Below are 12,754 nucleotides of genomic sequence, written 5' to 3' on the forward strand. Positions count from 1 at the left end.
AGGGTTGAAGAAACTGTTTTTTTTATTTGTCTTTTTTTCAGTCTTTGCATCGGCGCATCCGCTGCCGGATACGAAGGTCATGTTTCATATGTATCCGAGCGGTGCAGCGATTGATATTACTGCGCCGCTTCGTGATTTTGAAATCGTTTTCAACGGTAAAATAACACCGGATCAGAAAAAAAAGATTCAGGAGTATTTTAAGAATCATATCAAAATTTCCTCTGAAAACAAATTCTGGAATATAGAACTTGTTGATTATAAGATCTCCAGAACACAGGATTCTGTGGTCGGGCTGTATGATAAAATAGATTTCAGGATTACGGCAAAACCACAGAAAAAAGAAGATACCCGTAATTTCACCCTTCATTACGATGCCTTTGTACACCAGATCTATAATCACAAATCGATTATAGGATTGGCTTCCGACTGGGAAAAAGGAGTACAGAATTCTAATCAGATTCTGGGGGTTGCAGCGCGGGATCTGGACGGAAATATTCAGCCTCTGAATATATCATTAGAGGAAGGAAGTTTTTTTACAGGGTTCAAAAGCATGGTCGAAATGGGTTTCAAGCATATTTTAGAAGGGAAAGACCATATTTTGTTTTTAATTTCCCTGCTTCTGGTTGCTCCGTTTTTTGTAGAAGACAGAAAATGGAAACTTCTGCACAATAAAAAATCTGCGGTAAAAAGAGTGGTAAAGATCGTAACCGCTTTTACCATAGGACATTCGCTGATGCTTATTTTGGGAGCCATACAATTAATAAACATCAACCCGAATAATATAGAGATCGGGATTGCGATTACCATTTTACTGTCCGGAATCAATATCTCCAAACCCATCTTTTTCGGGAAAGAAGTTCTTATTGCCCTGCTTTTCGGATTTGTGCACGGACTTGCTTTTGCCAATACCATTACGTTCTTTAATCTGGATATCAGTCAGTTTATATGGAGTGTTTTAGGCTTCAATATAGGAATAGAATTGGTGCAGATCCTGATTGTACTGATAAGTTTTCCCATTATCCTCTATGTTTCCAACAGGTTTAAAAATATCGATCTTTACAGATCTGCCGTTTCAGTTTTTGTGATTGTAATGGCCTGTTACTGGCTGTATGAAAGAGTAGAAAGTTTCCTGTAATAACAAGGAGATGAGGATTTTGTTTTAAAAATTCTGAAAACTTACCCATTCCATGATCTGGAAAATGAAAGAGGTTTAAGTGTTTGATTTTTAGATTTTAATAAAGAGAAGGTGGAAGCATCTTCTCTTTAATTTTTCCTGATGTTTCATCTGATTGCTAACAGCAGATCTTGCGATGGCTGTAAAATTCTTCACAGAAGCTCAGACAGTTTTGAGACTTGGATTGGTTATAATTGATTTTTTTTATTCTGATTTTCAGAAGGGTATCGTTGCATACTATTTGCATTGAGCCAATAAACTCTTTAAAATTCCAAAAAATGAAACAAAATCTTTTTTTTGGAATTTTTTTTCGAAGAAAAAAGTGTAAGTTTTTGAAAATCAATGTATTTTAAAATAAGCATATTTGTTGAATGCGGTCTACTACCTAAAATAGCAGCAAGTATGAAAAATTTATTCTTTTTATTTATTCTTTTTTTAGGGGTAAATAATCTCTACGCAACAGGAGAGCCCTCAACTTATTTTCAAATTTATGTTCCACCGAATAACGATGCCGTACAAAGAAACGTCTGTTTAGTGGTAACGGCTATCTACGATGATACGGAATTTAATATCATTGATGACGGCGCGGACGGAGATACGGATGATTCTAAAACCGGAGTGTTAAAAGCAGGGCAGAGTTACGTCCTGTATATTAAAGACAATGGGATTAATGATGATGCCCGTTATGCTTCCGGTGGTGTTTTAAAATGGGACGGAGACTATTTTATTGTAAAATCCAATAAACTGGTGTATGCTTCCCAAAGTACAAACAGCGATTGGCAGCACGACTGGGTTCCCAGTGTGGATAAAAGCTCTATCGGACAGAAATTCATTGTGTATGCTCCCATGATTACCTCATCAAACAGAGACATCAATGTATTTGCTTATCAGAATAATACGGTAATAGACTTTTACAAAATCTCTACTCAGGCAAAAACAAATACAGGTTTTACAGACGTTAATGCTGAAAATCCCGTTAAAGTTTTTTCCAAAACACTGAACGTGGGGCAGGATTTAATTTACAGCTTTCCGGAAGGAAGGGATGCGATGATTTCGGGAGAAACCTATATGTTGGTTGCCAATAAGCCTGTAACGATGCAGTACGGAGCCTTATTCGGAAATGAGCGGGACGGAGGAGGATATGTTCCTACCTCCAATGGAAGCTCTTCCGGAGAACTGATGTATTTCGCCGTTCCTTATCAGTCGGGTGGTGAACAGGAAATAAGAATTGTGAGCTGGGACAATGCCAATACGGTGAAACTGGATCGTTTTGTAAACGGAAACTGGGTACCTGTACAAACCTTCTCTCTCAATCGGTTAGCCGCGGGAGACTGGGTGGGAAAAACCAATGGAAACGTTTCTTATCCTACCGTCTTCAGAGTTACCTGTTCCGCAGGAAAAAAAGTCTCTGTTTTTGAAGGGAACTGGTTTGAAACCGGTTCTCCGGGAACCTCCGATATGGCAACAATGGTTTCTTCCGAAAGCGGAACAACGGCAGGAAAAAAGTTCCTCACCTATATTGCACCTCCGGGAAATGAAACCAATGTAACCAATCCTTTAACAGGCTCAAAGTATAACGGTTCCTTTTCTCACCTGTATTTATTTTCAAAAACAGGAGCTACGGTTACCGTAAAAGATGCTTTAACCAATGGGACAAAATTTAATAAAACATTTACTATTACTCCCGAGAAATACGCAGACTGCTCCATAAGTCTAAATGAATGGAAAGCATTTTACAACGGAACAGGAACGGCTTCCGGATCGGAAAGACCTTATCTGATCGTGGAAAGCAATAATGATATTGCGGTGATGAACAGTAATTTTAATGATAACTGGATGTGTTATACCGGAAGTTCTTTAGGACATTCTTTCACCCAGACAAGCAACGTAAGCGACGATGCGCTCATCCCGACCGAACAGGCAACCGTAGTTTCTCAGGTTAAAACGGGCGGGGAAGTAACGAATCCTTCGGTAGAAGTTATTGTACAGGAAGGACTTAAAGTAGTAGAATCGAAAATTATTAATCCCAATCAATCCCAAACACAGGGTGTTGTTACGGAACTTAATGACAAAACAAAAGTAGAATATAATAACTTACCGACTTTACAGCCGAACTCTACGTATCAGATTGAAACCAAAGTGGTGGCAACCGTAGGTGCCAATAACGGAGAACTGGTAGGAACCACGCTTAATTCCACCGTTGAAACCGTGATAACAGGAAAAGTGAACGGAGAAACACAACAGTCAACTATTGCGAATTCGATATCTGTACAGACCACCAATACTTCAAAGCTGATATTTTCACGTCTTGAAAATCCGTTGTTTGATTCATTCACCTCCAACTCATGGACCATCAGTTGGGTAGATATCAACAATGATGGATATGATGATATATACATTACAGATATGGGACTTACTGCTCCTAACCGAATTTTTATGAATAATACAGCCGGAGGCTTTACAGCAGGGCAGGTTTTACCTGAAGACGGGGTTTCTATGAGCAGCACCTGGGCAGATGTAGATAACGACGGCGATGAAGATTTATTGGTTCTTAACAATACCAGAAATCCCAATCGTTTCTACAGAAATGACAACGGTACATTGGTCGCAGATAATACCAAATCTTTTACTCAGGATGTTTCCTATTATCATGGCGGTGCCTTTGCAGATTATGATAACGATAACAAAGCAGATGTGTTTATGTGTAATTATTTCCCTACAAAATACAATGAGCTGCACAGAAATACAGGTAGCGGAGGTTTTGTAAAAGAGCAGGCAGATGCCATTCCGCTGGAAGCTAATTCTTCTCTTGGACCAACATGGGCAGATTATGATCAGGATGGACTGATGGATTTATTTGTCCCTAATGGAAGCGGAAATAAGAACTCTTTATTCCATAACGACGGAAACGGAACCTTCTCCAAGAAAAATAACATCATCAATCAGGAAGGCGGAAAATCTGTGGGAAGCTGTTGGGGAGATATAGATAATGATGGAGATTTGGATTTATTCGTAACCAATTCCAACACAACAACCAATTTCCTGTATAAAAATTTAGGAAACGGAAATTTCCAGAAAATAACCAATTCTATTGTTAATCAGGGAGGAAGTTCTCACGGATGCAGCTTTGCAGATATTGATAATGACGGAGATTTAGACTTGTTTGTAACCAATGACAGAATCAGAAAATTCCTTTATTTTAACGACGGAACCGGAAATTTTACCGAAAACAGAGACGAAGCAATTACCTATAATTTCGGACTTTCTTTCGGACACGCATGGAGCGATTACGATCATGACGGCGATCTGGATCTTGCCGTGGCAACCCATTCCAATCAGAAAAACCACATTTTCGTCAATAACGGGAATACCAATAAATGGCTGGAAATTAATCTTAAAGCCACAGAAAGCAATGGTTCTGCCATCGGAACAAAAATATTTGTAGAAACAGGCAGCAGCACGCAGATGAGAGAAGTAAACAGCCAGAGTGGTTTTGGAGGACAAAGCAGCTATACACAGCATTTTGGATTAGGAAACGCCGCAACCATCAATACCATCACCGTTAAATGGGCGAGTGGAATCATTCAGAAACTGACGAATATTTCTGCCAATCAAATACTCGAAATCGTAGAGCCCCAACAGACAAAAGTTTCCGGAATCGTTTATTTTGACACCAATAACGACGGGGTGAAACAGGATAGCGAACCTACCGTTTCAAGAGCGGCTATTAAAGTGGTGCCTACCAATGCCAAAGTATATTCCAGTGATGCCGGTACATTCAGCTTTTATACCACTCAGAATGATGTTGAGCTGAGAATTTTAGAAGAGAACGGATTAAGTACAGGTTCCAAAGTATTCGATCTGACCAATTATCAGCCTTCCCAAAAAATATTTATCGCTGCAACGTCAACCTGTAACGATACAGATTTAAAAATAAATATGGGAGGAACGGCTATCCGAAAAGGATATACCAATAACCAGTTTAAAATTGTAGTAAGCAATCAGTCCCGTAATATATCCAATTCAAGCATTTTAAAATTTACAGTACCTTCCTCTGTAAATATTATCAGTCCGTCATTACCGATTGCGCAGCAGGAAAGCTTTGTTGAAAATTCAAAAAATTATACAAGATATTCCTGGAGTATGGGATCTTTAAATCCTTTTAACAATAAAGTCATCAGTTTTATGACCGGTACAGACGCATCCGTTTCAGTGGGTGATGAATTAGATTTTAAAGGAGAAATTGTAAACTCATCGGCAGACTGCAATATCGATGATAACCTGCTGATGCAAAAATACCCTATTTATGGAGCGATAGATCCTAATGATATTCTGGTTTCTCCGAAAGGCTATGGAACAGAAGGATATATATTACCCGATCAGTTGCTTACCTATACCATCAGATTTGAAAACGTAGGAAATTTTGCTACTCAGAATGTATCCATTATAGATAACATTCCGCAGGAATTGGACATTAATACCTTTAAAATGGTGTCTGCAAGTCATGATAACGTATCTGCGGAAATTATAGATAACAAGATCACATTTAAGCTTGAAAATGTATTTTTACCGCCTACTTCCGTAGATTCAGACCGATCTCAGGGGTATGTTACCTTCTCCATTCTTCCTAAAAAAGGATTAAAAGAAGATACAAAAATTAAAAACAGTGCATTCATTGCATTTGATGACGAAAACCTTCTGAAAACCAATACGGTAACCAATACCATTCAGTCTAAAGCACAGGAACAGGAAATGACAGTCGTTCATCTGTATCCAAATCCTGTAAACGATGTTGCATTTATAAGACTGGAGCACAGAAAAGGTTCGGAATACACAAGAAAAAAAATAATAAAAGCTGAGGTTATTGATGTGAACGGAGTTCTTATTTTAGAAAAGAATTTCAGTGCCTCAGAAGAAGTGAGAATAGATCTGCCTTTACAGATTAAAGGATATTATCTGCTGAAAGTTACAGATTCAGATAATAAAGCGTATACCAAAAAAATGATCGTTAAATTTAGAGAATAATCTTTCAGTTTTTAGGCTCATCCTATTGAGTCAGCATAGAAAAAGCAAAATTTAAATAATTGATTTCAGTCAGACCATTCGAAATTTTCGAATGGTTTTTTTGTCTTAAAATGAAGATACATTTATAAATAATTTTCACCGAAATCATCATTTCAATTTCAATAATTCTCTGAAGATTTTAACTCTGAAAACATAATTTTCTTACAGACATTTTGACGGTATATTATTTTTAAATTCTCAAAAGGGTGAAATTTTAAAGCTGATTTTTCATTTCAATATTTTTATTTAAATGTTAAAAAATGTCGCATCAGGAGATGTAAAATGTTAAATAATTCATAATTCATTTGCTCAGAAATACCCTGAATGTTCTGCCTGAAAATGATTTTATGTATTAGACTTTGTTGTTTAAATTATTGACATTCAGTTGTTTGAATATGTATATCAAATGTATATACATATTATTTATGAACTGATTGTTAACATTTTTAAATTAGGCAGAGACGATTCATCATCAGATGCTGCGTCAGTTTAAATCATAAACCTGAATAGAAATTATATACCATAATGAAAAGAATATTATTTTTTTTAGTCTGTATCGGCGCTCATCTTTCCCATGCCCAATCCCAGAAAGTTGAGGTGGCAAATAACACGGACGGACAAAAATTAGAAGTGAACGGAAAACCTTTCATTGTAAACGGGATGAACTGGGATTACTATCCTGTCGGAACCAATTATAATTATTCCCTTTGGAAACAGTCTGATGATTTCATCAAAAAAGCTTTGGACGATGAAATGGGACTTCTGAAAAATATGGGCGTAAATACCGTTAGAATCTACACAGGAATTCCGGCAAAGTGGATTACTTACATCTACGAAAATTATGGAATTTACACCATGCTCAACCATTCTTTCGGAAGATACGGTCTTACCGTAAATGGCTCATGGGTGGTAAACACAGATTACGCAAACCCTGCAACCAGAGAACTTTTACTGAAAGAAGCAAGAGAACTGGCAGAACAGTATAAAAATACACCGGGACTTTTGCTGTACCTTTTAGGAAACGAAAACAATTACGGCTTATTCTGGGAAGGCGCAGAAACGGAAGATATTCCTATGAAGGACAGAAAATCTACCCAAAAAGCTATCCCGATGTATCAGCTCTTCAATCAGGCAGCTTTAGAAATAAAATCTTTAGATCAGAACCATCCGGTTGCTTTATGTAACGGAGACACCCTGTTTTTAGACATTATTGCCCAGGAATGTAAAGATGTAGATATTTTCGGAACCAATGTATACCGAGGCGTTTCTTTTGGCGATCTCTTCCTGAAAGTAAAAACAGAATACGGAAAACCGGTTCTCTTCACCGAATTTGGAGCAGACTCCTTTAACGAACTTTCTCAAAAAGAAGATCAGGATGCACAGTCTTATTATCTGCTCGGAAACTGGCAGGAAATCTATGAAAATGCAGCCGGCTTGGGAAAAGCGGGAAATGCTCTGGGAGGATTCACATTCCAGTTTAGCGACGGTTGGTGGAAATACAAACAGACCGAAGATCTGGAGGTACACAATACCAATGCATCGTGGAGCAACGGAGGATACATCAGAGATTTCCGGAAAGGCGAAAATAACATGAACGAAGAATGGTTCGGAATCTGCGCCAAAGGAAAAACAGATGCTACAGGACACTATCAGTTATATCCGAGAAGCGCATATTACACACTGAAGCAGGTTCATCAGTACAATCCTTACGAGAGCACTCAGATGAAATCTTCCGGCATGGTTAAAAACTATTTTAATGACATCAATATTACCGATGCAAATCTGAGAGCAAGAGGCGATAAAGCCGCTCTGAAAGGAGAAAGCAGTGATATGATCAGAATCAGCAATCTGAGAGCAGATTTTTCAACCTTCAACACCGGAGGAAGTCTTATCACCACACCAAAAGAAAAAACAGATGCTTATACATCCTATCCGAACAGACAGGGCTTTGATCATATGCAATCCTATTACGTGGGAATAGAAGGAAATCCGACTGCCAATATGAGAGCCAATGTTAACTTTAATATTCTGGGAAATGTGGCAGAAAATCCTATCGACCAGATATTTTACGAAAACAGAGGAAGAGCAATTCAGGTAATGAATGCAGACGGAACCACAACCACAATGAGAGATCTCAACAGAATTCAGGTCTACAACGCAAGTTATACATGGAATCAGAAATATTTTGATCTTCACGGGTTCTACAGAACAGGGCATTACCATTGGGGATACGAAGGCGATCTTTTCGGACTCTATCCTGAAGCCAATTACGGTCCTAATATGGACATCTACAACGGAGAAGCCCCTTTCGGTTTTGAATTCACAGGAAAAAAAGAAATCAACGGGCTGAAAGTCGCTTTCGGACCGGAACTTTGGTGGGGAGCCAACCCTGCATTGTTGGTAAAATACTCAAGAAAAGCAGGGAAATTCGATCTTACAGGAATCTATCATGAAGATCTGGACCAGAGAGGAGATACACAAAGTTCATTTGCCATTCCGCAGCCTAAAACCAGAAGAGTAACATTAGCAGTTCAGAGAAAATTCGGAAACTTCGGAATTGATCTGGGCGGAATCTGGGGCGGACAGCCGCTTAACGGAAGAACATTCCAGTTATACAGAGACGGAAACATTTATCAGGATCAGATCAGCGGGAAAGACAATTGGGGTGGAAAAGCCAAATTTACCTACGCAGGCGGAAAATTCAACTGGTACGCACAGGGAGCGATGATGGGTCTGGTTGCCAATGGAGGAGCAGATTACACACAGACCTTTACAGGATGGAGATTAAAAGACAGCGGAAGCGGAAACCAGTATAACGTTCTTTCAGGATTTACCTACAACATCGGGAATTTCCAGATTGCGCCTAATTTCCTTTGGCAAAAGCCGATCGAAGGACCGGTTCCAATGGACGCACCTGCACCGGGAAGACCAAGAAATATACTGCAGGATCCTTTTGTGGTAAGAGCAAACCGCGAGCAGACCGCAGGAGAAATTCTTTTCACGTATGATCCTACTCCGGCTACATGGATGTACGCGTGGGACAGTGATAAAACAGAAGATGCACCATTTGCATTCAGTACAGGATTTGTATACAGACATTTGCCGACAACACAGGATGCAGCAATAGGAATTTTACCGGACGGAAGAACCACTTTCGCATTTCCGGGAGCTGCACCGGCAGCCAATCTTTGGGAAGCCAATGCAAGAATTGTTTCTAAAGTAAGCTCCGATTTCGGAGTGATAGCCAATATTTATGGCGGAACGGCACAGGCAAATGGAAGCGATACCAGAAAAATCGAAAGATTCGGATTAGAGCTGAGAACCATTTACAAAAAATTAAAATTTGTTACCGCATTCAAACTGAACGATTGGGGACCTTACGATTACCACAGAGATTATAACCTTACTTTCCCGATGCAGCTCATGGGAGATCTCTCCCTTGAAATAGGAAAACCGGAGTGGTGGATCCTTCCGGGAACAAGAATCGGAGTTCGCGGGACCTACAGAACTTTAGATCAGTATTCTCCGAGATATGCACCTACTTATACCATAAACGGTGCCGGAAACTGGGTTCCTGATCCTACCGCAATCGGATTCCCGAACGGAAATGAATGGGAAATAAGAACGTATATTCAAATCAATATCGGTAAATAACTTGTACAAAAATGAAAAATATATTCAGACATAAATTCACCAAAGTATTATTAAGTGCTTCACTTTTAATGGCTTTTGGCTGTCAGAGAGACATCAGCGAGCTTGAAACGGCAGAATATCCTAAAAATCCGGAAGTTTTTATGGATGCCTTCAGTTCAGGGTTAAATTATTCCGCCTTCGGAGGATCCGATGTAAAAGCATTTGATGTAGACACACAGGTAAAATATTCAGGAACCACTTCCATGAAATTTGCCGTTCCGGATTACGGAAGTCCCGAAGGAGCTTATGCAGGAGGATCTTTTTACACCTCTGTAGGAAGAGATCTTTCAGATTACAATGCATTAACATTCTGGATCAAAGCGACTCAGGCAGCGAATATAGATATTATCGGTTTTGGAAACGATCTTGGTGAAAACAAATATCAGGTTTCCCTTTCTGCACTTCCGGTAAATACCAACTGGAAAAAAGTAATCATCCCGATTCCTGATCCTTCAAAACTAAAAATGGAAAAAGGAATGTTTTTCTATTCCGAAGGTCCCGAAAACAACAAAGGATATACCTTTTGGGTAGATGAGGTGAAATTTGAAAAACTCGGAACCATTTCCTATCAGTCCGCATCTATCCTGAACGGAAGCAACAAAACAATTACCTCTTTTGTAGGCGTTAATAATAAAATCGACGGACTTACTGCTTCTTACAGTATGCCCAACGGAGCAACACAGGCGGTGAACCTTACCCCGTATTATTTCAACTTTAAAACTTCCAATGCAGCGGTAGCTTCGGTAGACCAGCTTGGAAATGTAAGTACAGTAGGATCCGGTTCTTCTGTTATTACCGCAACTTTAGGAAGCAATACGGCAACAGGAAGCCTTACCATTAATTCTTCAGGAAATTTTGTTCATGCACCTGTACCGACACAGACGGCAAATAATGTCATCTCTATTTTCAGTGATAAATACACCAATGTTCCGGTGGATTATTACAACGGATACTGGGCTCCATATCAAACGACACAATCAGCAGATTTTACGGTAAATAATGACCATGTGCTTAACTATACCAACTTTAATTTTGTGGGAATCCAGATGACCTCACCTACTGTAAATGCATCATCCATGTCACATTTACGCATGGATATGTACTTACCGAATGCTGTAGCGGCAGGATCATCTTTTACCATAAAAGTAGCAGACTTCGGAGCAGATGGAGTATATGGAGGAACTGATGATAAAACAGGGCAGTACACCGTAAATACCGCTTCATTACAAAGTCAGAGCTGGATCAGTCTGAATATTCCCATTACAGCAATTACAGGGTTAACAACGAAAGCGCATATCGGTCAGATAATTTTTGAAGGAGCCAATATTTCTAATTTTTATGCAGATAATATTTACTTCTACAACGACGGAAGCATAATTCCTGCAACACCTACTGCGGCTGCACCTGTACCAACTCATGCTGCGGCAAGCGTTCTTTCAGTTTTCAGTGATGCTTATACAAATGCTGCGGGTACAGATTTTAATCCGAACTGGGGACAGTCTACACAGGTTTCCCAAACTCCGATAGCAGGAAACAATACCCTGAAATATGCAGGACTAAACTATCAGGGAACCCAGTTTGCAAGTCCGCTTAATGCTTCATCTTATGGATTCATCCATATAGATTATTATACCGCTAATTCTACAAATTTAAAATTCTATTTAATCAGTCCCGGTCCTGTAGAAACGCCGTATGCTTTATCTGTACCTTCGGGAATTGGGATAAATACCAATGGCTGGAAAAGTGTAGACATTCCGCTGTCTTCCTTCTCACCGGTTGTACTCAGCAACATTATTCAATTCAAAGTAGACGGAAACGGAGATATTTTCTTTGATAATATTTATTTCCATAACTAAAATTTTAAAAGAACAATTATGAAATATTTACCTAAAAATAAAATTTTAAAACTTCTGGCTGTTCCTGCATTTTTGTTTTCGATGAGTTCATGCGATCAGGAATCGGTACAAACGCTTCCCGACAGAAGCTTTGAGATGGTCTGGAGTGACGAATTCAACGGTACCGCAGGAAGCCTTCCTGATAATAAAAAATGGACATTCGATTTAGGAAACGGAGATAACGGATGGGGAAATCAGGAATTGCAGTCGTATACCAATTCCACCAATAATGTTTCTTTAGACGGAAATGGAAATTTAGTAATCACCGCAAGAAAAAACGGAAACGCTTTCACTTCGGCAAGAGTAAAAACACAGGGACTTTTTTCTCATGCTTACGGAAAAATAGAAGCAAGAATCAAAACACCTTATGGTCCCGGAATCTGGCCAGCTTTCTGGATGTTGGGCGATAATATCAATACCGTTTCATGGCCTCAGTGTGGCGAAATAGACATCATGGAACTGAAAGGGCATATCCCGAATGTCGTATACGGAACCCTTCACGGTCCCGGATATTCAGGAGGAAATGCAAAAACAAAAGCCTATGGATTACAAAATGCCAGATTCGATCAGGACTTCCATGTCTTTGGAGTAGAATGGCAGGAAAACCAGATAGACTTTTTTGTAGACGGATACCTTTATCATCGCGTAAAATCTTCGGATGTTTCAGGAGAGTGGGTGTATAATCATCCTTTTTTTCTGATTCTTAACGTGGCAGTCGGAGGAAATTTTGTAGGATTTCCAACGGACGGAACCTCTTTCCCTCAAAGTATGTACATCGATTATGTAAGAGTTTACAAAGCAAAATAAAATTTTAAACCACTCAAACCTTACAGGCTTTCAAAACCTGTAAGGTTTCCCGAAAACAAGACTCTCAAAACATTTCAACGAAGGAAATTTTTCCTTCGGAAGGGCTTTACAAACCAATTTT

General features: G+C 39.2%; 5 protein-coding genes. All 5 read left to right on the forward strand.

Going from position 1 to position 12,754, the window contains the following annotated elements; all coding sequences use genetic code 11:
- Positions 1-4 precede the first annotated feature (4 nt).
- The 5 genes from PFY09_RS17000 (at position 5) to PFY09_RS17020 (ending at position 12,633) form a co-directional block, all read left to right on the forward strand.
- Positions 5-1,135 carry a HupE/UreJ family protein gene (locus PFY09_RS17000; RefSeq protein ID WP_271160472.1) on the forward strand — a complete coding sequence of 377 codons (1,131 nt, stop codon included), beginning with the start codon at positions 5-7 and terminating at the stop codon, positions 1,133-1,135.
- 441 nt (positions 1,136-1,576) lie between these two features.
- Positions 1,577-6,199, forward strand: coding sequence for an FG-GAP-like repeat-containing protein (locus PFY09_RS17005; RefSeq protein WP_271160473.1), 4,623 nt, complete (start codon positions 1,577-1,579; stop codon positions 6,197-6,199).
- 564 nt (positions 6,200-6,763) lie between these two features.
- Positions 6,764-9,892 (forward strand): glycoside hydrolase family 2 TIM barrel-domain containing protein, encoded by a 3,129-nt coding sequence (locus PFY09_RS17010; RefSeq protein ID WP_271160474.1) that lies wholly within the window; start codon positions 6,764-6,766, stop codon positions 9,890-9,892.
- 11 nt (positions 9,893-9,903) lie between these two features.
- Entirely contained in the window at positions 9,904-11,787 is a 1,884-nt protein-coding gene (locus PFY09_RS17015) for a carbohydrate binding domain-containing protein (RefSeq protein ID WP_271160475.1), read from the forward strand.
- Positions 11,788-11,805: 18 nt separating this feature from the next.
- Entirely contained in the window at positions 11,806-12,633 is an 828-nt protein-coding gene (locus PFY09_RS17020; RefSeq protein WP_271160476.1) for a glycoside hydrolase family 16 protein, read from the forward strand.
- Positions 12,634-12,754: the final 121 nt, after the last annotated feature.

The organism is Chryseobacterium gambrini, assembly GCF_027920505.1.
Classification (GTDB): Bacteria; Bacteroidota; Bacteroidia; order Flavobacteriales; family Weeksellaceae; genus Chryseobacterium; species Chryseobacterium gambrini.